Origin of the sequence: Acinetobacter nosocomialis (assembly GCF_041021905.1) — a bacterium.
In the GTDB taxonomy this organism is placed as follows: domain Bacteria; phylum Pseudomonadota; class Gammaproteobacteria; order Pseudomonadales; family Moraxellaceae; genus Acinetobacter; species Acinetobacter nosocomialis.
Genome location: NZ_CP157432.1, coordinates 1,766,075 through 1,792,851 on the forward strand (window position 1 = coordinate 1,766,075; position 26,777 = coordinate 1,792,851).

General features: G+C 37.5%; 23 protein-coding genes. 6 read left to right on the forward strand and 17 right to left on the reverse strand.

Annotated features, from left to right (window positions below; all coding sequences use genetic code 11):
* Nucleotides 1–92: 92 nt before the first annotated feature.
* Nucleotides 93–3,845, reverse strand: coding sequence for a trifunctional transcriptional regulator/proline dehydrogenase/L-glutamate gamma-semialdehyde dehydrogenase (gene putA / locus ABLC00_RS08175; protein WP_004887510.1), 3,753 nt, complete (start codon nucleotides 3,843–3,845; stop codon nucleotides 93–95).
* A 124-nt stretch (nucleotides 3,846–3,969) separates the two neighbouring features.
* Between putA and ABLC00_RS08180 the strand changes: the two genes are divergently transcribed.
* Nucleotides 3,970–4,458 (forward strand): Lrp/AsnC ligand binding domain-containing protein, encoded by a 489-nt coding sequence (locus ABLC00_RS08180; RefSeq protein WP_001014235.1) that lies wholly within the window; start codon nucleotides 3,970–3,972, stop codon nucleotides 4,456–4,458.
* Nucleotides 4,459–4,493: 35 nt separating this feature from the next.
* On the opposite strand, the gene putP is transcribed toward ABLC00_RS08180, so the two are convergent.
* The 14 genes from putP to ABLC00_RS08250 form a co-directional block, all read right to left on the reverse strand.
* Complete coding sequence (putP, locus tag ABLC00_RS08185) at nucleotides 4,494–5,984, reverse strand: sodium/proline symporter PutP (RefSeq protein WP_033846337.1); 1,491 nt, start codon at nucleotides 5,982–5,984, stop codon at nucleotides 4,494–4,496.
* 409 nt (nucleotides 5,985–6,393) lie between these two features.
* Complete coding sequence (locus ABLC00_RS08190; RefSeq protein WP_079377024.1) at nucleotides 6,394–7,101, reverse strand: NAD-dependent deacylase; 708 nt, start codon at nucleotides 7,099–7,101, stop codon at nucleotides 6,394–6,396.
* 97 nt (nucleotides 7,102–7,198) lie between these two features.
* Nucleotides 7,199–7,573, reverse strand: coding sequence for a glycine cleavage system protein GcvH (gene gcvH / locus ABLC00_RS08195; RefSeq protein WP_002049861.1), 375 nt, complete (start codon nucleotides 7,571–7,573; stop codon nucleotides 7,199–7,201).
* Nucleotides 7,574–7,611: 38 nt separating this feature from the next.
* Nucleotides 7,612–8,637, reverse strand: a complete 1,026-nt coding sequence (locus ABLC00_RS08200) for an AraC family transcriptional regulator (RefSeq protein WP_000705529.1) — start codon at nucleotides 8,635–8,637, stop codon at nucleotides 7,612–7,614.
* 108 nt (nucleotides 8,638–8,745) lie between these two features.
* On the reverse strand, nucleotides 8,746–9,186 hold the full coding sequence (locus tag ABLC00_RS08205; RefSeq protein ID WP_002050041.1) for a MaoC family dehydratase: 441 nt from the start codon (nucleotides 9,184–9,186) through the stop codon (nucleotides 8,746–8,748).
* A complete protein-coding gene (locus ABLC00_RS08210; protein ID WP_002050158.1) occupies nucleotides 9,186–11,033 on the reverse strand; it encodes an ABC transporter ATP-binding protein in 1,848 nt (615 codons plus the stop codon). Before ABLC00_RS08210 ends, ABLC00_RS08205 begins: the two co-directional genes overlap by 1 nt.
* 373 nt (nucleotides 11,034–11,406) lie before the next feature.
* Complete coding sequence (locus tag ABLC00_RS08215; protein ID WP_002050144.1) at nucleotides 11,407–11,943, reverse strand: DUF2058 domain-containing protein; 537 nt, start codon at nucleotides 11,941–11,943, stop codon at nucleotides 11,407–11,409.
* Between the two features lie 3 nt (nucleotides 11,944–11,946).
* The gene (locus ABLC00_RS08220) at nucleotides 11,947–12,627 is read right to left on the reverse strand and encodes a YoaK family protein (protein ID WP_004887507.1); all 681 of its coding nucleotides are present in this window, start codon (nucleotides 12,625–12,627) and stop codon (nucleotides 11,947–11,949) included.
* A 5-nt stretch (nucleotides 12,628–12,632) separates the two neighbouring features.
* Nucleotides 12,633–13,835 carry a serine/threonine transporter SstT gene (sstT, locus tag ABLC00_RS08225; RefSeq protein WP_002050031.1) on the reverse strand — a complete coding sequence of 401 codons (1,203 nt, stop codon included), beginning with the start codon at nucleotides 13,833–13,835 and terminating at the stop codon, nucleotides 12,633–12,635.
* Between the two features lie 419 nt (nucleotides 13,836–14,254).
* Nucleotides 14,255–14,563: a metalloregulator ArsR/SmtB family transcription factor gene (locus tag ABLC00_RS08230; RefSeq protein ID WP_002050127.1), complete on the reverse strand. Its 309-nt coding sequence runs from the start codon at nucleotides 14,561–14,563 to the stop codon at nucleotides 14,255–14,257.
* Nucleotides 14,564–15,038: 475 nt separating this feature from the next.
* Nucleotides 15,039–15,605, reverse strand: coding sequence for a TetR/AcrR family transcriptional regulator (locus ABLC00_RS08235; protein WP_004709146.1), 567 nt, complete (start codon nucleotides 15,603–15,605; stop codon nucleotides 15,039–15,041).
* Between the two features lie 360 nt (nucleotides 15,606–15,965).
* Nucleotides 15,966–17,129 (reverse strand): cupin domain-containing protein, encoded by a 1,164-nt coding sequence (locus tag ABLC00_RS08240; protein ID WP_004887505.1) that lies wholly within the window; start codon nucleotides 17,127–17,129, stop codon nucleotides 15,966–15,968.
* A gap of 30 nt (nucleotides 17,130–17,159) precedes the next feature.
* The gene (locus ABLC00_RS08245) at nucleotides 17,160–17,753 is read right to left on the reverse strand and encodes a nucleoside triphosphate pyrophosphatase (RefSeq protein ID WP_006581996.1); all 594 of its coding nucleotides are present in this window, start codon (nucleotides 17,751–17,753) and stop codon (nucleotides 17,160–17,162) included.
* On the reverse strand, nucleotides 17,753–18,136 hold the full coding sequence (locus ABLC00_RS08250) for a DUF2237 family protein (RefSeq protein ID WP_002050020.1): 384 nt from the start codon (nucleotides 18,134–18,136) through the stop codon (nucleotides 17,753–17,755). The genes ABLC00_RS08245 and ABLC00_RS08250 overlap by 1 nt, the downstream gene beginning before the upstream one ends.
* Nucleotides 18,137–18,274: 138 nt before the next feature.
* Between ABLC00_RS08250 and ABLC00_RS08255 the strand changes: the two genes are divergently transcribed.
* The 3 genes from ABLC00_RS08255 (at nucleotide 18,275) to fba (ending at nucleotide 20,985) form a co-directional block, all read left to right on the forward strand.
* Nucleotides 18,275–19,462 (forward strand): phosphoglycerate kinase, encoded by a 1,188-nt coding sequence (locus ABLC00_RS08255; RefSeq protein ID WP_004887501.1) that lies wholly within the window; start codon nucleotides 18,275–18,277, stop codon nucleotides 19,460–19,462.
* 121 nt (nucleotides 19,463–19,583) lie between these two features.
* Complete coding sequence (locus ABLC00_RS08260) at nucleotides 19,584–19,826, forward strand: hypothetical protein (protein WP_004887500.1); 243 nt, start codon at nucleotides 19,584–19,586, stop codon at nucleotides 19,824–19,826.
* A gap of 121 nt (nucleotides 19,827–19,947) precedes the next feature.
* Nucleotides 19,948–20,985: a class II fructose-bisphosphate aldolase gene (gene fba / locus ABLC00_RS08265; RefSeq protein ID WP_002049840.1), complete on the forward strand. Its 1,038-nt coding sequence runs from the start codon at nucleotides 19,948–19,950 to the stop codon at nucleotides 20,983–20,985.
* Nucleotides 20,986–21,105: 120 nt separating this feature from the next.
* On the opposite strand, the gene ABLC00_RS08270 is transcribed toward fba, so the two are convergent.
* Nucleotides 21,106–22,416: a peptidylprolyl isomerase gene (locus ABLC00_RS08270; RefSeq protein WP_002050186.1), complete on the reverse strand. Its 1,311-nt coding sequence runs from the start codon at nucleotides 22,414–22,416 to the stop codon at nucleotides 21,106–21,108.
* On the reverse strand, nucleotides 22,416–24,869 hold the full coding sequence (locus tag ABLC00_RS08275) for an LPS-assembly protein LptD (protein WP_004709137.1): 2,454 nt from the start codon (nucleotides 24,867–24,869) through the stop codon (nucleotides 22,416–22,418). The genes ABLC00_RS08270 and ABLC00_RS08275 overlap by 1 nt, the downstream gene beginning before the upstream one ends.
* Before the next feature lie 120 nt (nucleotides 24,870–24,989).
* Between ABLC00_RS08275 and ABLC00_RS08280 the strand changes: the two genes are divergently transcribed.
* The gene (locus tag ABLC00_RS08280; protein WP_004887496.1) at nucleotides 24,990–26,003 is read left to right on the forward strand and encodes an aminoglycoside phosphotransferase family protein; all 1,014 of its coding nucleotides are present in this window, start codon (nucleotides 24,990–24,992) and stop codon (nucleotides 26,001–26,003) included.
* Entirely contained in the window at nucleotides 26,003–26,692 is a 690-nt protein-coding gene (murU, locus tag ABLC00_RS08285; RefSeq protein WP_002049766.1) for an N-acetylmuramate alpha-1-phosphate uridylyltransferase MurU, read from the forward strand. The genes ABLC00_RS08280 and murU overlap by 1 nt, the downstream gene beginning before the upstream one ends.
* The last annotated feature ends 85 nt before the right edge of the window (nucleotides 26,693–26,777 follow it).

Genomic DNA, 26,777 nt, shown 5'->3' on the forward strand with positions numbered 1-26,777 from the left:
TAATCGATAACATTTATATATTTAAAAAGAGATTACTCGATTAAACAAAAAAGCCCAAATACTGAAATTTGGGCTTTTCGATAAATTATCTGTTAATCCGACATAGTCATTAAGCTTGCATTGCCACCAGCCGCAGCTGTATTCACACTAATTGCACGCTCAATTACTAAACGTTCAAGTGGAATTGACTCGTTTGATTCAACATGTGTAATGCCTACAATTGCACCAGAGCGGCTTGCAATTTCTTGCTGTAATGAGAGAACCTCTTCACGGCTACCATGGTGCAAAACAGCATCAAAATCATCTGTAGTGATGTTTTTGATAGTCGTAATTGCATCAAGTACATCTTTTGGCAACGTTTGTTTATGTTTTGCCAACAATGGACTATTTGGCATTACAGCAGCTTGACTACCCACTGCAAAAATTGCGAGCAATTGATGTAATTGATTTTGTTCAGTGTCGGCAATTGAAAGTACACGGTGACGCGGCAAAATAATATATTGGTTACTTTCCCCAGTAGGGCCTTGTAACTCATAAAACTTGCCTACACCAAATGGTTCAATTTCACGACTTGCTTGTGGTAAATGTTGTTTCGCCCAGTTTTGTAAGCTTTGATAAACTTCACGGTTAAAGCCTTCAAAAATGGTTTGCTCATTTTTTACCGCAAATGGAGTTGCTAATACTTTGTTTGAACAATCCTGCATTAAGCGATACATGTAAAGAGGGCCACCCGCTTTAGGACCTGTACCAGATAAACCTTCACCACCGAATGGTTGAACGCCAACAACGGCCCCAACAATATTACGGTTGATATAAAGGTTACCAACTTCAGCATGTTGAATTACGGTTTGGATGGTTTCATCAATACGAGTATGTAGACCCATTGTTAAGCCATAACCTTTAGCATTAATGCGTGAGATGAGTTGTTCAAGCTCACCATACTTATAGGTAATGATATGTAAAACCGGACCAAAAACTTCACGCTGTAAGTCATCGAGGTTAGGTAACTCAATTGCTGTTGGTACAACAAAAGTTCCTTTATCTAATTCAGTTTGGCTTGTCGCTCCAAACATCAATTGATGTACTGGATAGCCCTTAGACTTCATTTTTTGGATGTGCTGGTCAATCGTCTGTTTTGCTTCGTCATCAATAACTGGACCAATGTCAGTTTTTAAAATAGCAGGGTTGCCTACAATTAACTGTTGCATTGCACCTTTAAGCATTTTAATAACGGTTGCAGCACTATCTTCTTGTACACATAAAATACGCAAAGCAGAGCAACGTTGACCTGCGCTATCAAATGCAGAACTTACAACATCAAGTACAACTTGTTCAGTTAATGCAGATGAGTCCACAATCATTGCATTTTGGCCACCAGTTTCTGCAATGAGAGGAATAGATTGACCATTAGCAGCTAAACGTTTTGCAACTGTCTTCTGCAAAATTTTTGCAACTTCAGTTGAACCGGTAAACATGATGCCATCAATACGTCGATCTTGGCTAAGCTGAGCACCTACTGTTTCACCACGACCTGGTAATAACTGTACAGCACTATGTGGAATACCCGCTTCCCATAAAATTTGCACTGCTTGAGCTGCGATTAAAGGTGTTTGCTCGGCAGGTTTTGCAATAACGCAGTTACCACTAACTAGTGCTGCAGCAATTTGACCAGAGAAAATCGCAAGAGGGAAGTTCCAAGGGCTAATACAAAGTACAGTACCAAGTGGCTGAATGGTTGTATTATTAGGAAGATTTTCAACCTGAGTTGCATAGTAACGTAAGAAATCTACAGCCTCACGAACTTCTGCAATGGCATTCGCATAAGTTTTACCACTTTCGCGGCAAAGTAATACCATTAACTCTTGGATACGGCTTTCCATAAGGTCAGCTGCACGTTTTAAATATTGAGCGCGTTGATCTTTAGGTGTATTTGCCCACTCAATTTGTATTTGTTCAGCTGCATTAAGTGCAATTTCTACATCATTAAGATCAGCTTCTTGTACATAACCAACAATTTCATCATTTTGTGCTGGGTTTGTAATTGCAATAGAATGACCTTGTTTCGATAAATCGCTATTTCCTAATAATGGATGACTCTGCCAAATACGGTTACGTAACTGTTGAGCTGTGTTATCTAAAGCTGCAAGCGGAGCGTCGTTTGCTAAATCATATCCTTTAGAATTTTTACGAAGTGTTCCATACATATCTAAAGGAAGAGGAATTGATGGGTGTTTTAAACCAACTGAACCTTCAAGCTTAGCTGCATTACGAATATCATAAATTGGAGACTGGATAAGATCTTCAACTTTAAGTGTTTTATCGGCAATACGGTTAACAAATGAAGTATTCGCACCATTTTCGAGTAAACGACGAACCAGATAAGCTAACAAAGTTTCATGGTTACCAACCGGAGCATAAATACGGCATGGCACGCCTAATTTATTTTGCTCACGTGGACCAACAACTTGTTCATAAAGTGGTTCACCCATGCCATGTAAGCATTGGAATTCATATTGACCAGCATAATACTTGCTTGGATCAGCTAAATGATAAATTGTTGCTAGTGTTTGAGCATTGTGAGTCGCAAATTGTGGATAGATGAACTCAGGCGCTGCAAGTAATTTTTTAGCACAAGCAATATAAGACAGATCTGTATGCACTTTACGTGTGAAGACAGGGTAGTCATCCATACCTTCGATTTGTGCTTTCTTGATTTCGCTATCCCAATATGCACCTTTTACAAGGCGAATCATGAGACGCTTTTGGCTGCGTTTAGCAAGATCAATAATATAATCAACTACGAAGAAACAGCGTTTTTGGTAAGCTTGAATAACGAATCCAATACCTTTCCAGTTCTCAAGTTCTGGCTCAAAACAAAGACGCTCAAGTAACTCAAGAGAAATTTCTAAACGTTCAGATTCTTCTGCATCGATATTTAAACCAATGTTGTACTGTTTAGCTAAACGAGCGAGCTCAAATACTTTGCCGTAGAGTTCTTTGTGAACACGTTCAATTTGCGCACGTTGGTAACGTGGATGTAAAGCAGAAAGCTTAATTGAGATACCAGGGCCATCATAAACGCCTTTACCATTAGACGCTTTACCAATTGCATGAATGGCTTGTGTGTAATCGTTAAAGTAGCGTTCAGCATCATGTTCGGTTAAGGCAGCTTCACCTAACATGTCATAAGAATAGCGGAAACCTTTATCTTCAAGTACTTTTGCGTGGTCGACAGCTTCTTCGATGGTTTCACCAGTTACAAACTGTTCACCCATCATGCGCATTGCTACATCAACTGCTTTACGAATAATGCCACGACCACTACGGGCTAACAGGCCAGTAAGTACACTTGAAAGACTGGTTTGCTTTGGTGTCTCCATAAGCTTACCGGTTAACATGAGGCCCCATGCTGCAGCATTTACAAACATTAAGCTACTTTGGCCAACGTGTTCTTTCCAGTTACCTTGATTGATTTTATCGCGAATGAGCAAATCACGTGTTGCTGTGTCTGGTATACGAAGCAAAGCTTCAGCAAGACACATCAAAGCCACGCCTTCTTGTGAAGACAGAGAGAATTCTTGTAATAACCCTTGAACAATACCCGCTTTACCCGAAGAGGTCTTACGTTCACGTAAATTATGGGCAAGGTTAAATGCAAGGTCATAAATTTTATGATCTAAATCATCAGATACCGCAGCAGCTTGTAATAGCTCTTCTACAGCTTCAGGTTCGGCACGACGCCAAGCTGTATTAATGCGTTGTTCAAACTCACTTTTATCGTTGAATTCGGTGATATAGCCTTGGTGAGATTTATCCATTTGATGAAAAGTATCCATTGTGTTCATATCTATTTCCGCTAACCAGCTCTCGTAAACTCATCTTGAGTAGAGAGGTTTAGATAATTTATCATTACAGAAGAAACACCGAATAACTCACTATATTTTGCCCATTTTTTAGAGGAAAATTCAGATGAATGGCCCCTTATTAAGCCTTGATCGTACAGATTTAAAAATTTTGGATATTCTTCAAACAGATGGGCGTATTTCCAACAGTAGATTGGCTGAACTTGTAAACCTATCTCCAACTGCAGTTATGGCCCGGGTGCAGAAGCTGACGAAGGATGAATTTATCTTGGGTTATGAAGCTAAATTAAATCCAGTTAAGTTAAATGCAAATTTTTTGGTTTTTGTTGAAGTCTTACTCGATAAAACAACACCCAATGTTTTAGATGAGTTTATTGACGCAGTAGTGCATTATCCAGAGATCGTTGAATGCCATATGGTTAGTGGCGGATTTGATTTTTTAATTAAATTACGAAGTGGCAGTATGGAAGAGTTTAGACGTATTGCTGGGCAGGTACTATGGCAATTACCAGGTGTGAAAGAAACGCGTAGCTACCCTGTGATGCAAGTTGTAAAAGATAGTTCAAAAATTAAAATCAAAACTAAAAATAAATAAAAAGGGGCCGAAGCCCCTTTTTATTTTATTCATTTTTATACACTTTCTTTATAAAGTTTATCAGCTTGTTCGAAGCGGTCAGTTACATCAGTATTTGGAGTTTTGCTAATCAAGCTCACTACGATGATGCTGATAAATGCACAGATAAAGCCAGGAATAATTTCGTAAACACCGGTGCTTGCGAAAAGATTTTTCCAACCAATTACGACAACTGCACCTACGATCATACCTGCTAAAGCACCTTCTAAAGTCATACGTTTCCAGAACAATGACAAGATGATGAGTGGTCCAAATGCGGCACCAAAACCAGCCCACGCATAAGCAACAAGACCAAGAACTTTACTGTCAGGATTACCAGCGAGTACAATTGCCAGAACAGCAATTGCAAGTACCATGATACGGCCAACCCATACAAGCTCTTTTTGAGAAGCATTTTTACGGATGAAGCCTTTGTACAAATCTTCAGTTAGCGCACTTGAACATACCAACAGTTGACAGCTTAATGTACTCATAACCGCAGCTAAAATAGCAGCTAGAATGATACCGACAATCCATGGATTGAATAAAATTTTAGTCAATTCCATAAATACAGTTTCAGGGTTTTTACTTACAACACCTGCAAGTTCAGGATATTGCTGGAAATACGCAATACCAAAGAAACCGGCACCGACTGCACCAACTAAACATAAAATCATCCAAGTCATGCCAATACGGCGAGCAGCAGGAATTGATTTTACAGAGTCAGCAGCCATGAAACGTACAAGAATATGTGGTTGGCCAAAATAGCCTAAACCCCAAGCCATTGAAGATAAAACGGCCACCACACTTAAATCTGAAACGATGTTAAATGCATGTGGTCGAGCAGTTTCAATAAGCGTTACAAACTGAGTTGTGTCGCCAATTGCAAGGTAAGTTACGATTGGGGTGAGCAAAAGGGCAAAAATCATTAAGCCAGCTTGGAAAGTATCAGTCCAGCTAATTGCCAAAAATCCACCAATACAAACATAACTGATTGTTGCAATAGCACTTAACCAGATTGCGGTGGTATACGACATACCAAATAAATTTTCAAATAAACGAGCGCCAGCTACCATACCTGAGGCACAGTAAATTGCGAAGAAAACCAAGATAATAACGGCAGAGAAAATACGAAGAATCTTTTTCTTGTCATCAAATCGACTTGTAAAATAGTCGGGCAGAGTGAGTGCATTATTTTGGATTTCAGTATGAACGCGTAATCGACCAGCAACCAGTAACCAGTTAAGCCAAGCACCGATAATTAGACCAATTGCAATCCACGCTTCAGATAAACCAGAAAGATAAATCGCTCCTGGTAAGCCCATGAGTAACCAACCACTCATGTCTGATGCGCCTGCGGATAATGCAGTAACGAAACTGCCTAAACTACGACCACCAAGAATATAATCAGAGAAGTCGCTTGTAGCACGGTAGGCAAATAAGCCGATAAGTACCATTGCTACGATGTACACCATAAACATGATGAGGGTGGGATCAAAATAACTCATAATGGATGTGTGTCCTTATATCCATAATCCGTGATTGTAACCTAATCCAGGTCGCTGTTTTCTTGTACGGCATTTCAAGAGGTTGAGATTCAACCACAAAAGAAATTTTTTGCTCTGTTATCTTTGTGATGTGTTTTGTGTATTTTTATGTAAACTAATGTAATTTGAATTACAATTAAAATTAAAGTAAATTTAATCAATAGCTTAGATAATATGAATAATTCATTTATTGTTTAGAAAATTATAAAAATAGTAAATTTAGAAAATAGATCAGCATGTTTGGTTACAAAATTAGCAATGACAGTATATGACTCTAGAATAAATTTGACATGAGTTGAGTGTTTTCGAATCAATTTCATGTGAAGAGACAACTTTAGAGGTGAAATTTGTAATAAAAATGAAAGAAATATTAGTTCGTCAATTGATGAAATAGCTCTTTCATACCTTCTGTGGCTGTCATATTTAATAGTTTATATTGAGATGGAACACGAGAATGATCTGCTTTGGGATCTATATAGTAGGCGTCAGTGTAGTTAGGAATTTCATGAACTAAAGCAGCGACAGGGTAAACACTTAAGGTTGAACCAATAACAATGAAAATATCTGCTTCTTGCACTTGCTTTATGGCTTCTTCAAATGCTGGAACTGCTTCACCAAACCAAACCACATGAGGGCGAAGTGGATAGCCATTTGGACAAAAGTCATGCTCTAGATCTAATTTCCACCCATTAATTTCATAAAATTCATTTGTATATTGGGCATTTGGTCCAGAGCTTTTCGCTAATCGAATATTACCATGTAGATGCAACACATTCTGGCTACCAGCACGTTCATGTAAATCATCAATATTTTGTGTAATGACTTGTACATCGAAATGGTTTTGTAATTTAGCAATATATTGATGAGCTTCATTTGGCTGAGCTTCTAAAATATTTTTACGGCGTTCGTTATAAAACCGTTGGACTAACGCAGGGTCTTTATCCCAAGCTTCCGGAGTAGCAACTTGCTGTATATCATAATTTTCCCATAGGCCATTACTGTCACGAAAAGTACTAATTCCACTTTCTGCACTCATACCTGCACCAGAAAATACAACAAGTCTTGTCATGTTATTGATCCTACATATCCAGTTTTATAGCTATTTTATACATATATAAAAAAACCAGTTTAAAAGTAAACTGGTTTTTATCAAATATTGAAAGCAATGCTAAATTTTATAAGCCAGCTTCATATTCTTCATTTGTTAAAAGTTTTTCAACGTCTGCCATGTTGTCTGGCTTAATTTTATAAATCCAGCCTTTCCCGTATGGATCTTCATTTACAAAATCTGGATCATCTTCAAGGTTTGTATTTACTTCCACTACTGTACCAGAAACAGGAGCGTGGATGTCAGAAGCAGTTTTAACTGATTCAACTACTCCAGCTTGTTCGCCAGCTGTTACTTGGCTGCCCACTTCCGGAGTTTCAACATAGACCAAGTCTCCAAGCTCATCTTGTGCATGGTCGGTAATCCCAGTAATAACAAGATCACCTTCAATTTTTACCCACTCATGTGTACGTGCATACTTCAATTCTGAAGGGTGATTCATGACATCTCCTTAAGCTTGTGTCCAATATTTTAATAACATTATAAATAGGGGTCTTTGCGCCAGTTACTAGGACTACGACCACTCCAGCGTTTAAATGCTCGGCTGAAATTTGCGACATCAGAATAACCCAGTTCATCCGCAATTTGTTCAAGACTATAATCTGTACGTGAAAGTAAAGAAGTCGCATGACGATAGCGGACTTCATCTACTAATGTTGAAAATGAAGTTCCTTCCGCTGCCAACTGTCGCTTTAATGTGCGATCTGACATGTGTAAGTATTCTGCTACATTTTCTATGCTTAAGTAATGTTGTTCCGAATTACTTAAAATATCACGTACACGCATTGCTAAACGGCGGCGTTCACCTAAAGCAGAGAGTTCAGCCTCACATTGGTTAATAGCAATTTGACTGGCAATTGGATCTGAATTAATTAATTTAAGACCTAAATATTTTTTATCAAAACTAGAAATTAAATGAGGCTGATTAAACCGAATAGTACTGCTTAGTTTGCTCTTATATTTATCAAAGCCTGCTGGTTCTGGAAAATCTAGGTCGACATCGCCCGCTAAATCTTCAATACCTGTCATAGCTTTTGCCATTGTCATGATGCCAATAGTTAAGCCTAAAACAATTTCGGTGCGAAGTGGTTCTAACTCAATATCACATTGTAGTTGTAATGTGGCTTTTGGGCCGAAGGTAGAAAAATAGAGTTGTAAAAAAGGTAAGCGTAACTGGATAAAACGAGCAGCGAGAGCAATTGCCTCAGTAATATCTTTTGCTGTCATTATTGCGTAGCCAATAAATCCATGAATTGAAATACGCATTTGAGTGCCAATATGGTAACCCAATGTACTTTCTCCAGTGAGATTTAAGGCATGTTTAACCAGTTCATTTGCTACAGGTGTTGAAATACGATATTCAGGGTCAGCCAATTGTTCACTTGTAAGATGAAAAGGGGCAAATAATGTCTCATCGTTGTATCCCCAACGTGAAACAACATCTAATAGCAATAAGCCATAGACTCCTGGAATACCTTGATCTTGACGAGCTGAGGTAATTTTCATATGCGTTCCGTTGCTCTCATCAATTTTCTACGTGCATTTCTTACACATCTTGTCATGAAATATAATTTGAGTTTATAAAAACTGTTAGACAATCATATCAAGGATTCGTTAAATATTCTTTTTAAAGACAACGATTTTTGTCGTTGAAATAAGTAAAACATCTCCATGTTGATTTAAAGCTTGCGTAACGTAGCTTACAATACCACGATCCAATTTTGTTTTGGATGGTGTAATTGCTGAAATCTCAGCTTCAACATGTATACGGTCACCAGGTCGAGTCGGGCGAGGCCAACGTAAACTAGACTCTGAACCCACGAGCCCCCCATGAATAGGCATACATTCTGTCCATAAGCGCATAGTAATTGCCGAGGTATGCCATCCACTGGCAGCAATACCTTTAAAGATTGGATCTTCTTTAGCTAATTCTTCATCTGTATGGAAAGGCTGAGGGTCGTAGTGGCTTGCAAATTGTTTAATCTCATCTAGTGTAATTTCATATTCACGACTGATAAAACGATCACCAATTTTTAAATCTTCTAAATAAAGCATTAATCCTGACCCTGTACTACTTTTTGCTCAATAAGAAAGCCGCCAGTTTGGCGTTTCCATAATTGTGCATATATACCATTTTTAGCAATTAATTCTTCATGGGTACCTTGCTCTGCAATTCTACCTTCATCAAGAACAATTAAACGGTCCATTTGAGCAATGGTAGACAAACGGTGAGCAATTGCAATAACTGTTTTATCTACCATCAGGTCATTTAAACTAGACTGAATAGCTGCCTCAACTTCCGAGTCTAATGCGCTTGTTGCTTCATCTAATATTAAAATTGGTGCATCTTTTAAGAAAACACGTGCAATAGCGATACGTTGTCTCTGACCGCCTGAAAGTTTAACACCGCGTTCACCAACCTGTGCTTCATAGCCAGAACGGCCTTTTAAGTCGACAAGTTGAGGAATAAATTCAGCTGCTTTTGCCTTATGCACTGCACTTTGCATGTCCAGATCGGTTGCATCCGGACGGCCATATTTAATATTTTCAGCAACTGAACGATGGAGTAGAGAAGTATCTTGAGTAACTAAAGCAATATTCGCTCTCAAACTATCTTGTGTAACATCTTCAATATTCTGCCCATCAATTAAAATTGCACCTTCTTTAAGATGGTAGAAATGTAAAAGTAATTGGATGAGAGTGGATTTTCCTGCACCTGAACGGCCAACGATACCAATCTTTTCGCCCGCTGTAATGTGTAAATTAAAGTGATCGATGACATTTTTATTGTTATAGGCAAAGGTCACATCTTTAAATACGATTTCACCTTGCTTTACTGTAAGTGGTTTTGCATCTGGTTTGTCTTGAATATTGATTTTCTTACCAAGAGTTTGCATACCATCTTGAATGGTACCCACATTTTCAAATAAGGCTGACATATGCCACATCATAAACTCAGCCATGCTATTAAGCTTTAAAATCATGGCGGTCGTTGCTGCAATTACACCTAGTGCTGCTAGGCCTTGTGTCCATAGCCAGACTGCTGTTCCAATCACGCCTACAAATAAAACAGCAGAAAGTAAATTAATGCTGACTTCAAAAAGAGTACCTAATCGCATTTGTGCATAGACAGTTGTCATAAACTCTTTCATTGAAGCTTTTGCATACTGGCTCTCACGACCAGCATGGGCAAATAATTTAACCGTTTGAATATTTGTGTAGGCATCTGTTACACGTCCAGTCATTACTGCACGAGCATCAGCTTGTTGCTGTGATACTTTGCTTAAACGGGGAATAAAGAACCAAGCGCTTAATAAGAATAAACCCAACCAAACCATAAGTGGAATGAGTAAAGTTGGTGAAATTGCACCAAGAACGATACTAACGGTAATAAAATAAATGCTGACATAAGCCAACATATCGCCCAAAATAATCCAAAATTCACGGATAGCTAGTGCTGTTTGCATGACTTTTGCTGAAAGGCGACCCGCAAAATCATTATGGAAAAAATCTAGACTTTGCTTTAACAAAAGATTATGAAAACGCCACCGTAAGCGCATTGGAAAAGTACTATATAAAATTTGGTGTTTTATAATAGATTGAATATTAACAAATAAAATATTAGCAAATAAAACGCTAATAAGAATGAGTATATTGGAAGCGTGTTGGCTTAAAAAGCTTTCTGGTTGACTGTTACTCAGCCAGTCGACAAGTTGCCCAATTTTTGAAAAGAGTAGAGCTTCAAAGCTGGCTGCACCCGCTGTACATATAATGAGTAATAATAAGTACGGACGAACACCTTCAGTAGCTTGCCAAACAAATGGGAAAAAGCGAGTTGGTAAGGGCTCATCCAGACCTTTGGTTGGATAAGGATCTACAAGTTTTTCAAACCACTTCAGCATGAATGACTACCTTTATACATCAGCTACTTTATTAAAATTTCGCAATTTAATTTGCAATAAAGTCAGTTAGATCAAACTCGATATAGATGTTGATCTGTTGGGTGTGTGGATACACGTCAAAGTCTATGTTGTATATCTTTAGCTAAAACTGACAAGATTTAGTCAAGATATAAATTTGGAAACGGGAAAAGCCTAAAAGGCATGGTAAAGACAAAAAATGTTTTATTCATTATATCGATAATAATAGATGAAGTGGTGAATGAATTTGATGTGAATGTAATTTTTATAAGTTTTTTTAATAAATGATAAAATACTGATATTTAGCCTAAGCAGCATGAGCCTTTATCTAAATATTCATAAAGGCTCATAATAATTACCACATTAAGTCATCTGGAATAACATATGCTGCATACGGATCTTCTTCGTCAGTAGTTTGTTCATTTTTCTCTGCATTATTAATTAAAATAAAGCCTTGCATTTTTTGATCAATTTTTTCGGCCAAAGCTTTTGGAAGATAAGCGTATTGATCTTGATCTTTAGCAATTACTAAACTACCTGTAACAAGGGCATTGTAGACTTGTTGAGATAGATATACCTTTTTAATCTTATTCTCGTCAATAAATTGATAAGCCACATCTCCGGCAAAATCTACAATTTTGTGTTGTTTAATCATTTGAATAATAGAAGCTTTTAATGCTTTTTCTTCGAGTTGTTGCTGTTTTTCTAGATTTAAAGCTTGGTCTTTAGCTAGTTTTTCTTGTTGAGCTTTTTCAATATTTGCTTTGATTTCTGCTTCATTGCTTTGACCAGTACGCTGCTCATGCTGAGCTTGTTTGGTGAGTTTTTTTGCTTTTTTATTGTCAACTAAACCTGCTTTGAGTAACTGAGCTTGTAAGGCATTTTTAACCATGACTTAATCCGAATCTGAAGAGGAAGAACGATGAAAATAAACAGCCCAATATGAAATACTGAGTGTTAAGCTTAAAATTGCTGGTAGCAAAAATGATTGCAATTTTAAGTAGGGGTGAACTGAAGCAGCAATTATACCACCAATAAGAAAACCTGAAAAAATAAGTAGATGTAAAATAATACGACGGTTTTCTACTTTTAAACCTCGTGCTATGTAACCAAGTGCAAGGCCAAGATCTGTTAAGACACCCGATAAGTGAGTTGTCCTAATAATGGTCCCTTTATAATGGCTGACCATGGCATTTTGTAAACCCATGGCGACACAAGCCCATAATAATCCATATTTGGGAAAATATGGCAGTAATAACCAGCAAAGAAAAATAAAGAGGGCAACTAAGCTTAAAGGGAGGCCATATCGACGGCCTAATTTGAAATGGCTATTGCCTAAAATAAAACCACTGTAAAATGATCCACATACATAACATAGTATAACAAGTATCAAATATATGACGTGATCAAAGTGCCAGTTTACCAAACTCATGGCTAGCATACTGACATTACCAGTCATATGCGACACCGATTGATGTAAAAGGGTGATAAGCCCTAATACATTAATCATTCCGGCATTCATTGCCAGTAAAAAGGCACCAATTTGGAACCAGTTTGGTAAACGTTGAAATGGCATGTTCTCTAAGAGTTTTGTCTTGAGCGAATATCAACAGCGGCAGTAAATAAAACATCAGTTGATGAGTTAAGAGCTGTTTCGGTTGAATCTTGTAATACACTAATAATCATACCAACTGCAACAACTTGCATCGCAATTTCTGATGAAATACCAAATAAACTACAAGCGACTGGAATTAAAAGTAACGAACCACCAGCGACACCAGACGCACCACATGCTGAAACTGTAGCGACTACCGACAAAATAATCATAGTTGCCAAATCAACATGAATCCCTAATGTATGCACAGTTGCTAAAGTAAGCACAGTGATTGTAACAGCTGCTCCAGCCATATTAACTGTAGCACCTAAAGGAATAGAAACACTTGCAGTAGATGGATTAACACCTAAACGTTCAGCTAAATCAAGGTTAACTGGGATGTTAGCTGCTGAGCTGCGTGTGAAGAATGCAGTAATACCACTTTCTTTTAAGCATTTAAAAACAAGTGGGTATGGATTGCCACGAATTGTTAAACCTACCAAAATTGGGTTAACTACAAGAGCAACAAAAAGCATTGTTCCTAATAGAACAGCTAATAATTGCGCATAACTTTCAAGCGTTGCTAAACCAGCATCGGCAAAGGTTACTGCAACTAAACCGAAAATGCCTACAGGTGCAAATGCGATGACTTTGTGAATAATCGCACTCACAGCATGTGAAACATCATGCATCACTTGTTTAGTCGTATCTGAACTATGACGCATTGCTAAACCTAGACCAATTGCCCATGCCAGAATGCCAATAAAGTTCGCTTCACTAATTGCTTGAACAGGGTTTGCAATAAAACTTAAAAGCAAATTTTTTAATATATCAGCGAGGCTACCAGGCGCTTGTAGGTTGTTATGTGAAACAGTATTAAGATAAAGAGTACTTGGAAAAGACAAGCTCGCAACAACGGCACTAAACGCAGCTAATAGCATACCCACTACATATAATAGTAAGACTGGTCGTAAATTTGCACTATGACCAACCTGAAAGTTAGCAATAGATGAGAGAACCAGTACGAAAACTAAAATAGGAGCAACCGATTTCAATGCTTTAATGAACAGCTCACCAAACAAGCTTAAGTAAGGTGTAACGGTTGGAAATAATAGTGCAACACCTATTCCTAAAATAATGGCGATAATAATTTTGGTGACTAAGCTTAATCGAGAAAAGAATTCAAGCATATAAAGGCCTTATTAACCTATTCATGGCTAAAGGTTGAACAAGCGGAGTATTTTATACTTAAGTGATGTGAATCTTAAGCTTTTTTATATCAAGTAATTAGATTAATAAAAAAAGGTAATATTAAGTATTTGTTTTTAAAATAGTAAAATTAAATTATTAAATTAATTAAAAAGATATTCTGCTTATATAACAGTCAATAAAAAATTAACTGTGGGGTCTAAAAACCTATTGAAAAATAGTGGAGGGAGAGACAGAAAGAAATAAGAGAGTGTATTGTTGTTTTCAATAGCTTTAGATACTTGAAAAACTACGCGAATTTTCAATCCTCTTTGCTCGGTTTATTACTAGCTACCAAGTTGAAAAATCGCATATTTCAGGAATACATTAATATTATTATAATTTTATAAATTCAGCGCAGTTATTCTATACAGTATAACTGATAAAGCGTATTCAAAATTGAGTGCATCTTGTCATCCTTTATAGAATAGAAAATTTGTTTGCCATCACGACGTGTTGAAACGACATCACTTTTACGTAACATCATCAATTGTTGTGAAAGAGTGGGTTGGGTGATTTGGGTTTTCTCTTCGATTTGAGAGACATTTAACTCCTCATGAGCTAAGTGACATAAAATTAATAAACGGTCAGGGTTAGCTAAAGACTTTAATGTGCCTACGACTGAATCAGCCGCATTTTTCATTTCTTCAATTTGGAGTCCATCTTTCATACTTTATACCTATATCAATATGGCCGGCATAGTATAGATTGATCTTAAGAAAATGAATGTAGCAAAACTAATCAATCCAATTGTTTTTGTTGAAAAGGTTTATAAGTGTAATTGATAAATATATAACATTATTAAGGTATAACAATAATTTGTAGTTGTTTTGTGTCAAAAGTGTTGCATTGTGTGAGAAGCGTAATTGTTAAGTATAAATGAAACAAAGTCAAAGGAAAAAAATCTTATTTTAAGTTCTATCTATAGTTAATTCTGATTTATCTATGAAAGGGTAATAAAAAAAGATTGAGTTTTTACTTTTTAAAGATATAATTGATTCTGTACAGACAGGTCTGTATATTCTAGTTTGGGATGATAGTCCAAAAAAAACGTCTAACTCTAGGCTAGAATGACTTTCAGACGCAGCGTGATGAATAAGAAGAAGATTCAACAATATAAGAAGAATAATATCACGCTTTATTTTTTACTGTGCAACTTTTTCAAACTCAATAAGCTTCTCTACACGTTTCCAGTAGTCATTAATTTTTACTGAGCCGTGCTCAACCTGAGCTTGAATGGTCATACCTTCTAAAATATTGACTAACAGTAATGCTAAAGGACGAGATTCCTCAATTTCATGTTGAACAAGAAGATCCTGCATTAACTGAGTCAACCATATTTTGTATAAAGTCGCAGGTTGGTGAGTTGAAGGGTATTGCTTTAATACTTCTTCTAAGGCTTTTTGAAACATACAGCCATTAAAATCTTCGCTATTAAACCAATCTGCATACCATAAAAAGATTGCCTTAATACGGGCTAATGGATCATTTTCGTCTTGTTTAGATATAGCAGCAGTAAGAGAATTTTGTAAAAGTGAGTTTCTTAGTAATAAACACTCTTCAATTAGTTTCTCTTTGGAAGGGAAGTATTTGTAAAATGTCATTTTTGCTACACCAGACTCACTGATGATACGATCAACCCCTATAGAGTTATAACTATATGAGTTAAAAAGTCTTAATGCAGTGGTAATAATGTCATCTTTTTTTGACATATTTTAGTAGCCTCACACAAAAAATTTGCTCTTAGCCTAAATGGTCGAGTGTATAAATAAAAAGCAAGAACGCACAATTTTACATTGTATTGATTGTTATTGATAGAAAAAAATAGGTTTTTTAAAAACAATAGAAGGGCAAAGCATAATGCTCTAGGTATATATTTTATATTTGCTGAAAAAATTTCTATGTCTTAATTAGACGTATTTACTAGATAATTTTTTAATTTAGAAAATAATTTTAAACCATAGAAATGTAACCGCAAAATAGATTTATAGATTGGTATATTTAAACATGTATTTATAAAAGAAAAAAGGAGAAATTTTAGAATTTTCTCCTTTTAACCTATTTAGTCAATATTATTCTGCCGGTGGCAATAACATAAGAATTGAATCATTCAATAATTGAACAATGTTTTCTAAAATCTCTACATTGCTTAGCTGGTTATTAAATGGAATACTTTCTCCATCTGCTATTGTTTTGAGTTGAGTGGCAAAAGATTCCACTATCGTTAAATCTTCTCCATTGCCCCAAAACTTTAAAACTCCATTTTGTTCTGTATAAAGTAGGCGAGAGGCTGGTTCTAGCAATAATTCATAACCTTCTGTCAAAATAGCATTGAGGTCTTCAACTTCTATCTCGTCTGGTTCAGGAATATTATCTGGATATTTAGGTTCAGTCATATATGCCATGATGGCAGCATCAAGTACTGATGAATTTTGCAATTGAGCTAAAACCAACCCTCTTAAATACGCTAATTCTTCTGTATTAATTTCACCAACTTGAGAAATACTCTTTCGGTCAATATCTATGACAGGGTTTTGTAGTAATTCATCGGTAGCAAATTGGTCACTAATTCTGTCAATCATGCCAGAAATATTAGGCATACGGAAACCAAACGAGAAAGTTAAGCAATCATCTTCAGCAACACCATAATGTGCTAAGCCAGGTGGAACATATAATAAGTCACCAGGAGCTAAAACTTCGTCAAAATGAACATCTATGTCTGGCAATAATTTTAATGGTTGATTTGGAACAAATTCAGTGGTTGCATCACACATTTGGCCTAATTGCCAACGGCGGTGTCCATGTCCTTGAACAAGAAATACATCATAAAAGTCAAAATGTTTTCCAACTGAGCCGCCTTTAGGTGCATAAGAAACCATAATGTCATCACGACGCCATTGAGGAATAAAAGGAAATTTCTTCCATAATTCCGCTAAATCGAATGAGTAATGATCAACTGCTTGTACTAACAGTGTCCATAGCTTTGGTAATTTTTGAAAGTCACCTTTAGTTAGAGGAGAAGACTTTACGTGCCACTCATTTGGATTTTTGTCTTTTTGACGAATAAGACGTGCGCTAACATGATCTTCTAAAGCGAATTCTTTCACATCATTTGGCTCTAACACGCCAATGATTTCAGGCATGGCATTACGCACAAGTAATGGTTTTTTCTGCCAGTATTCTGATAAAAACTGTTCAGCAGTAATGCCGCCTAAAACGGTTAAAGGTTCTGTCATGGAGATAACCTATAAATAAACTAATAAATATTAAGGAATTTGAAGTTCAAGCTGTCTTAAAATCTGACAAAGCTGAATCATGGGTAAGCCCATTAGGGTGGTTTGATCTTGGCCTATCATTTTCTCAAATAAACTAATGCCAAGACTTTCACACTTAAAACTTCCCGCACAATGAAGGGGTTGATCTAAATCGATATATCTTTCAATTTCTGAGTCGCTTAAATTGCGAAATTTAACTTGATAATGTTCAACTAGAGTGTGTTCAAAGCTTTTTTCAAGACATTGAACACTTAAGGCTGTACTAAAAAAGACTGTTCTGGCTGAGTTTGCTTTTAACTGAGCTTTAGCATTTTCAATAGTCAATGGTTTGCCAATAAAATCATGAGGTGCATGTTCTCGCCATGCAACCTGATCTGATCCAATTACAATTGCTTCCGGATTTTTCTGAGCAATAACCTGAGCTTTAGTAAAAGCCAGTCTTTTAGCTAAATCATCAGCATGAGTCTCGCCACGAGAACTTTCATCAATATCTGGACTGATACAGATATATTCGATGCCCAAATGATTCATCAAATCCTTACGCGTTTGACTACTCGATGCCAAAATAATTTGGGGGTGTTTCATTACACTGCGTATTCCATTAATACATCTAATGGGACATAACTTAATACTGCTTGATGGCAGGCATGAAGTTTGACAGGTGGAGCTTGACCAGCTTGATATGCTTCTACCCAACGAGTTACACAAATGCACCAGAAGTCACCTGGCTGCAGGCCAGGGAAGCCAGCTTCAGGTAAAGGAGTAATGAGATCGTTGCCAACTTTTTGCGAAAAATTTAAAAAGTCAGACGTCATTTGAGCGCATACAGTGTGTTGCCCAAGATCTGTTACTGCTGTATGGCAAAAACCATTTCGAAAATATCCGGTAATAGGATCAAAACAACAGCTCGCTAAAGGCTCACCTAAAACATTTAAACGATTGATTTGTGGATCGGGATGAATAGACATAATCGATGAAATATTAAATTACTACCTCTATCATAATCAAAACTTTGGCTTTCTACAGCTTTTATGCAAAAAAACTAACCTTTTTTGATGTAATCATTTAAAATTGGCGCGTTTTTAAAATCATAAAGAGAGCTTTACATGAATTTTCAGCGCATGACTGACCTTAACTTAGCAGGTAAACGTGTACTTATTCGTGAAGATTTAAACGTTCCTGTTAAAAATGGTGTGATTACCAGCGATGCTCGTTTACGTGCGGCACTTCCAACAATAAAAGCTGCTTTAGAAAAAGGCGCTGCTGTAATGGTATTTTCGCATTTAGGTCGTCCTGTTGAAGGTGAACCAAAGCCTGAACAATCACTTGCACCAGTTGCAGCATATTTAACTGAAGCATTAGGCCAAGAAGTTAAATTATTTACTGATTATCTTGATGGTGTAGAGGTTCAGGCTGGACAAGTTGTTTTGCTTGAAAATGTTCGTTTTAACGTTGGTGAAAAGAAAAATAATCCTGAGCTTGCACAAAAGTATGCTGCTTTATGTGATGTATTTGTGATGGATGCATTCGGTACTGCTCACCGTGCAGAAGCTTCTACTGAGGGCGTAGCACGTTTTGCTCCAGTTGCAGCTGCTGGTCCTTTATTGGCTGCTGAATTAGATGCGCTTGGCCGTGCAATGCAAACACCTGAAAAACCAATGGTTGCTATTGTTGCTGGCTCTAAAGTTTCAACAAAACTTGATGTTTTAAACTCATTGTCTACTATTTGTGATCAACTTATTGTTGGTGGTGGTATCGCAAATACTTTCTTAGCGGCCGCTGGTTACAACGTTGGAAAATCTCTATACGAAGCTGACTTGGTAGAAACAGCAAAACAAATTGCTGCTAAAGTAAGCGTTCCACTTCCTACAGATGTTGTTGTAGCGGATGCATCTCAAATTAACTTTGAAGATTTCTTGGGTTCTTTAGCGGCTGCACAAGCAGTTGTTAAAAAAGTTGAGGATGTAACTGCAAACGATATGATTTTAGATGTTGGTCCTGAAACAGCTAAAGCATTTGCAAATATTTTAACAACATCAAAAACGATTCTTTGGAATGGTCCCGTTGGTGTGTTTGAAGTTGATCAATTTGGTGAAGGTACTAAGGCACTTTCTCTTGCAGTTGCTCAATCTGATGCATTCTCGATCGCTGGTGGCGGTGATACTTTAGCTGCGATTGATAAATATAATGTTGCTGACCAAATTGGTTATATTTCAACTGGTGGTGGTGCGTTCCTTGAATTTGTTGAAGGTAAAACTTTGCCAGCAGTGGCTGTTTTATTAGAACGTGCATAATACATATATGTAAAAATAAGAAGGGGTTGGGTTCAACCCCTTTTTCATTGATAAGTCATTAAATTGTCATATTACTGAAATAAAATAATGAGCACTAAATCACCAATTGTGGAAAATAGTGATGAATTTAAAACTTACCTTAGCTGCTTTATTAATTGTTCCAGTGATGTTGACTGCTTGTGCGAAAAAAGAAGAGTCTTCTAAAGCAGGACAAGATGCAGCATCTACAGCAGTTTCTGATAAAGTAACTCCTGAACAGCAAGCTACAATTGATTCGCTTGATAAGCCAGTTTTAGATGAAAAGAATACAGATGTGGTTGAAGGTAGTGCGTCTAGCGAGGCGGCTGCTTCAGAAACTCATTAATTTGTTGTTTTTTGTTAAAAAGTCCCTGCAAATGCAGGGATTTTTTTTGAAATACTGTGATTTGTTGCTGAATTGAAATAAATGACAAGGTAGAATAAGCCGCACTACCTGGGAGGATATTATGGCACTCATTTCAATGCGCCAGCTCTTGGATCACGCTGCGGAACATAACTACGGCGTACCAGCATTTAACGTAAATAACTTAGAACAAATGCGTGCAATTATGCTTGCCGCAGATGCAACCAATTCACCTGTAATTGTTCAGGCATCAGCTGGAGCTCGCAAATATGCAGGCGCTCCATTCTTACGCCATCTTATTTTGGCTGCAATCGAAGAGTGGCCGCACATTCCAGTGGTAATGCACCAAGACCATGGTACTAGCCCTGATGTATGCCAACGCTCTATTCAACTTGGTTTTAGCTCAGTGATGATGGATGGTTCATTAGGTGCTGATGGTAAAACCCCTACAACTTACGATTACAACGTAGATGTAACTCGTCAAGTCGTAGCAATGGCTCATGCTTGTGGCGTGTCTGTTGAAGGCGAAATCGGTTGCTTAGGTAGCCTTGAGACAGGTATGGCTGGAGAAGAGGATGGTGTTGGTGCAGAAGGTGTACTCGATCATTCTCAACTTTTAACTTCTGTTGATGAAGCGAAGCAATTCGTTGCTGACACGAATGTTGATGCCTTAGCAATTGCTGTAGGTACTTCACATGGTGCTTATAAATTTACACGTCCACCTACAGGTGACATTTTAGCAATTGATCGCATTAAAGAAATTCATGCGGCATTACCAAATACTCATCTTGTAATGCACGGTTCAAGCTCTGTACCACAAGAATGGTTAAAAGTAATTAATGAGTTTGGCGGCAATATCGGTGAGACTTATGGTGTGCCAGTTGAGCAGCTTGTAGAAGCAATTAAACATGGTGTACGTAAAATCAATATTGATACTGACTTACGCTTAGCTTCAACAGGTGCAATTCGTCGTTTCATGGCGGAGAATCCAGCTGAATTTGATCCACGTAAGTACTTTGCTAAAACTGTCGATTCAATGAAGCAAATTTGTATCGATCGTTATGAAGCCTTTGGTACAGCAGGTAATGCTGACAAGATCCGTCCAATTTCATTAGAGAAAATGGTGGATCGTTATAAATAATTCCCGATAGGGTTTGATTTATGGAAACCGGTTATTTATGTAACCGGTTTTTTTATTATCTAAATCTTATCCATAAAAAAACCTGTGATAAACACAGGTTTTAATTAAATAAAAATTAACTTACTTTTGCAGATTCTTTTTGTCGAGACTTGGATCTTTAATCTCTACATAAGCATTTGCACGTACTTCACGTAACCAGCTATCAATTTCAGTATTGAATTGACGTTCACCTAAAATTTGACGTGCCATACGCTCTTGATATTCGTGAGTCATATCTTTTTCGCGTTTGTCTGTCACTTGTAGAATATGCCAGCCAAATTGAGTTTGGAAAGGTTCACTAATTTGACCTACAGGAATTTCCTGCATTTTTTTATCAAACTCAGGTACCATCATTCCTGGATTAACCCAGCCTAAACTACCACCGTCACGCGCGGAACCTGTATCGTTTGAATAAGTTGCCGCAAGAGTGGCGAAATCTTCACCTGCCTTCAATCGCTTGTAAATGCTATCAATGATTTGTTTTGCATTTTCAGGACTTACTACTTCGGAAGGCTGAATAAGAATATGGCGTGTTTGATACTGTGGTACCAAGGCTTTTTGTTCATTTTGCTTGCGTTCTAAGAGTTTTAGAACATGTACACCATCTCGTACAGAAATTAGATCAGTGGTTTGACCATCTTGTAGGGGAGTAATACGGGCAGCGAGTTCAGCCGGAATATCAGAAAGGGGACGGAATCCCATGTCTGCACCTTCAACTTTTACTGTTGCAGTTGAAAGTTTTTTGAGAGCATTTAAATCATTGCTTTGAGCCAGCTTTGAACGAACTTCTTTAGCTACACTTTGAACTTCTTGAGGATTGTCTCCAGAAATTCGCATATGGATCACATGTGCCTGATTGCCTAGAGCAGCTTGACCCTGTGGTGATTTTAAGAAATTGTCAACATCTTGATCACTAATCTTAATACGTGACATCACTTGCTGTTGGCGTAGACGATTAATTGCTAAATCTTCAGCAATACGGCCACGTAAATTTTCATACGTTCCTGGAGCAATCGCATCTAATTTTTGTTGAAATGCTTCTAAACTTTTACTGCCAGATTGACTCGCTACTTTAAGTACTGCCTCGTTTAGGCTTTTCTCATCAGGTTTAATACCATAACGTTTTACTTGTTCAAGTTGAGCTTGACGCAAGATGAGTTGGTCTAAAACTTGAAATTGTAAGTATTGTTGAGGTGGTACTTCTTTTTTTTGTGCCTGTAACTCGTGAGTGGCTTCTGCCATTCCCTGTTCAAGGTCACTTTTTAAAATTACGCTATTGTCCACAATTGCCACAACTTCATCAGTGGGTTGGGCAAAACTATGCATTGATGAAGATATTAATACAGCAAGGGTTGTTGCTTTAAAAAACTGTTTAAGATGCTTTGCCTTCATTAACGTTGTGTCCAAGATTGATTAATTTTGTTAAAACCTAAAACGCGATTTTCAAGTATAGATGCAAGTTTGTTATTTAAACCACCTAAACCTTTAAGTGTGACTTCAGCCATAATCGCGCGTTTCTCGTTAACATTAGGAGATTTTGGATCATCTAGGTCGTTATAGTAAGAACGACCGTAGACTGAGATACCCCAGCAACATGATTCATAGTTAACACCTAATAACAGCTCACGAGCCACATCATTGTCCATGTCATATTGAACAAGACCCATAATACGCCAGTTGTCTTTAATTGGTTGTATAAACGATGCAACAACTTGGTCATAGTTATCTTGGCGACCAGGGATATCTTTACGATAGAAGTAGCCTAAGTTATATAGGTTGCCTTTGTCACCCGTGTAGTAAACTTGGAAATCACGCTGTGCGTTATCGCCGTTTGACATCCAAGCTGAATTTGCTGCAATCGTAAAGTTCTGGTTAAGTTGGCTTGTTAAGCTTACAACTGGTCCTGTATTGCGTTCGGTATCAAATGTATCAGGTTGATTTTGTAGAGTTACACGTCGATCTTCAAAATAATAGCTTTGACCTACACTTGCACGTAAACGTTCTAAACCTACTGTATCAAAAAGGCTATAACTTACGCCAAGTGATAAGAAATTGTTGTCTTCAAGGCGGTCATGCCCATAGAAGCGGTAAGGGTTAAAGAGTTGATCGTAGTTAACTGAAGCAGAGGTTGAATCGAAGTTTGGATAACCATTCTGATCTTTATAAGGGGCATAGGCATAAAATGCACGTGGAGTAATTGTTTGAAGATATTTACCATCACGTTCAAAAGTAAGACCAGTATCTAAAGTAAACTGAGGTACGACGACTGATTTAGACTCTGAACTGGCATCTAAACCTTGTGAGGCAATGCTATCTTTGTCATAAAAAGTCTGGATAGAACGTACAGAAACTTCAGGAATAACAAAAGCTGCTGGTGTACGATAGTTATAACGTGTTGCAAACTGGTTATAAATACGTGTACCGCTACTTTCCTGAGCAGAACCATCATTAATTGATTTTTTAAAGTATGCAGTATCGTTATTAAATTCGTACTGTAGACCTTGTGGATTACCAGTTACGTAGTTTAATAAGAACTGTGGTAAACGGGCATAAGGTTTATTCGCATCCAAAACTGAAGGATCTAGCGTCTGGAAGTCTTCAACTTTAAGCTGAGCTTTTAAACCCGGAATACCATGTTGATAGTTCAGTTCCCAAGCTCTTCGTAGATTTACATCGGTTTTAGAGTTTGGACTGCTGTCTAAGTCTGCAAAATAGTCTTTATCAGATGCATAGTGATATTCAAGGTTAGTAGACCATTGATCATTAATATTCCAGTTGTGGAGGAAATTAAAATCTTTACGGTCTTTATCGTTATATTCTTTATCAGATGGAAGAATACCGCCTGATATTACCCCTGCACCGAAGCCATCCGTTAAATAGCGAAATTCACCTTTGAGCATAGCTCCACGTTCTGATAGATATCGTGGAGTAATCGTTGCATCATAATTAGGTGCAAGATTTAAATAAATTGGAACAGAAAGTTCACCGCCACCACCACTATTTGAGAAACCTGAAAAACCAAACTGTGGGTTAAGAATACCCGTAGTTCGACGGTCATCAATTGGGAAGTTAAAGTATGGAACTGCTATAACTGGCACATCTTTAACATAGATTTTTGCATTACGAGTGACGCCTCGACCAGTTTCCTGATTTAGCTCAATTTTATTAGCCTGAATTTTCCAAGCAGGCTTTTGGCCTGGTGGACAAGTGGTATAGCTTGCATCATTAAGAACCATTACATTTGGAGAGGTTCTTTCGATTTTTCCAGCGTGACCATGTGCATGCTGCTGTTCAGAAATATAAAAACTATTATTTAAATCACCAGTTTGAGTCTTTAAATTGTAATTAATTTCATCACTTTGAGAGAGTAAGCCGCCTTGGGCTAACTGCACTCGACCTTGTGCATGAGCAAATGTTTGAGTTTTATCGATGGTAACTTTATCGGCACGTACAGTACGACCTTCTTGATCTATTACTACGTTTCCTTCTAGCTCAGAATCGCCAGCAGGGTTGTAATGACCATAATCCGCCGTTACAACCGATGTAGCCTTATCTGCATCTAATGCTTTAGTTTCAGGATTAATCGGTGTAATCCAAGTTCCTTGGCAAAATGCCGAACTCAAATATTTATTATTGCGCAACTGCGCTTCAGGTGCAGATTTATCAACATAATATTGTTGAAAGAATTCCTGCCCAGGATAGGCTTCCTTAATACTCGCCTTAAGTTGATTATTGTCTATGTTGGAGACAACACCAGCTGACTCAGCATAACTTGATTGTATGGAGCCACATAAGAGCGTAAAAATAGCGGTCGCTAAAGGATTAAATTTAAACTGATGCTTCATTGTCTCATTAACCAAGTATGCTAATTCACAATTAATTATTGTCGCATCATAGAGAAAAAGTTTATAAGTGGCTACACTTAACCCTTCAAAAATCTCAGCTTGTTTTAGATTTTATTGCAAATGAATACACAACGTGAACAATTGATACATACATGGCTTACATCTGTTCTTGAAAATGATCAATTTCAGATCGCTTATTTAGCAGGGGATGCCAGCTTTCGCCGTTATGCTCGCATCCAGTTACAAAATAAAACTTATATGCTTATGGATGCGCCTCCTGAAAAAGAAGACTGTGTTCCGTTTGTAACCATTGACGAATTTTTTGCAGGGCATGGGGTCCGAGTGCCTCAAATTGTTGCAAAGGATTTAACACAAGGTTTTCTATTGCTAGAAGATTTTGGTGATGTGCTGTTGTCGACATTATTAAATGATGCAACAGTTGATCAATATTACGAACAAAGCTTTAAACAGCTCACTCATTTGCAATCAATTAATGGTATTGATCATTTCCCAGCTTATTCTTATGAAAAGCTTATGTCTGAAATGCAGCTGCTAACAGATTGGATGTTGCCATCACTTGGGATTCATCCAACGGCTGAGCAAAAGAAAACTATTGATGACGCATTTGATTTCTTAGCTCATGCTGCATTGGCACAACCGCAAGTTATTGTGCATCGTGATTTTCATAGTCGTAATTTAATGAAAATTAGTAATGAAGAAGAATTGGGGGTAATCGACTTTCAAGATGCGGTTATTGGTGCCGACACTTATGATTTAATCTCGATTACACGTGATGCGTATGTACAGTGGAATGCTGAGCGTGTTTATCAATGGTTTAAAGTTTTCTATGAGCTTTTACCAGCATCTGCTAAACAAAACCGAACTTTTGAGCAATTTAAACGTGATGCCGATTTAATGGCAATTCAACGTCATATCAAGATTTTGGGCATTTTTGTTCGTCTGTTTGAGCGAGATGGTAAGTCTGGATATTTAAAAGACTTGCCGCGAGTCATGTGGTATTTAATTGAAGAGAGTCGTGGTTATCATGAGCTTGATGACTTCATGACGTTTATTCGTAACTCAGTCATGCCTAAGTTTATAGAAAAATATGGCCCCTATGAGGTAGCAGCATAATGAAAGCAATGATTCTTGCTGCTGGCTTGGGCAATCGTATGCGTCCACTTACGCTATATACACCAAAGCCTCTGCTTGAGGTGGGGGGTAAGCCACTTATTGTGTGGCATATCGAAAAGCTTAAGAAAATTGGTGTGACTGAAATAGTCATCAATTCTGCCTGGTTGGCTGATAAGCTCATCAGTAGCTTAGGTGATGGTTCTCAATTTGGTGTGGACATCCGTTGGACACGAGAAGAAGAAGGGCTGGAAACAGCTGGTGGAATTATTAATGCTTTGCCACTGCTTGGAACAGATCCATTTATTCTAGTGAATGGTGATGTATGGACCACAATGGGTTTTGAAGCGCTACGCGATATTAAGCTAAATGATGATTTAGCTCATCTTGTGTTGGTTGATAATCCTAAACAACATCCTGAAGGCGACTTTACATTATTGGATGGACGTGCTTTTGCATTCGATCAAGATGTGAAGGGCGAGAATCTCACTTTTAGTGGGGTATCTGTTATCAATCCTAAGCTCTTTGATGGATTGGAGCCTGGTAAACGTCCGTTAGCACCATTGTTGAAGCAAGCGATGCAGAATCAAAGAATATCTGCTGAAAAGCTTAAGGGTGCATGGGTGGATGTGGGAACGCCTGAACGTTTAATGGAGCTAGATTTGCAAATTCGTGAAGGCTTCTACGATTAACTGCGTAATCCCTAATCGTTAAATAGTGTTCCACGATGCATAAATGGGTATACTTTGTTTTAAATTTTACTTAGATGTTATTTGT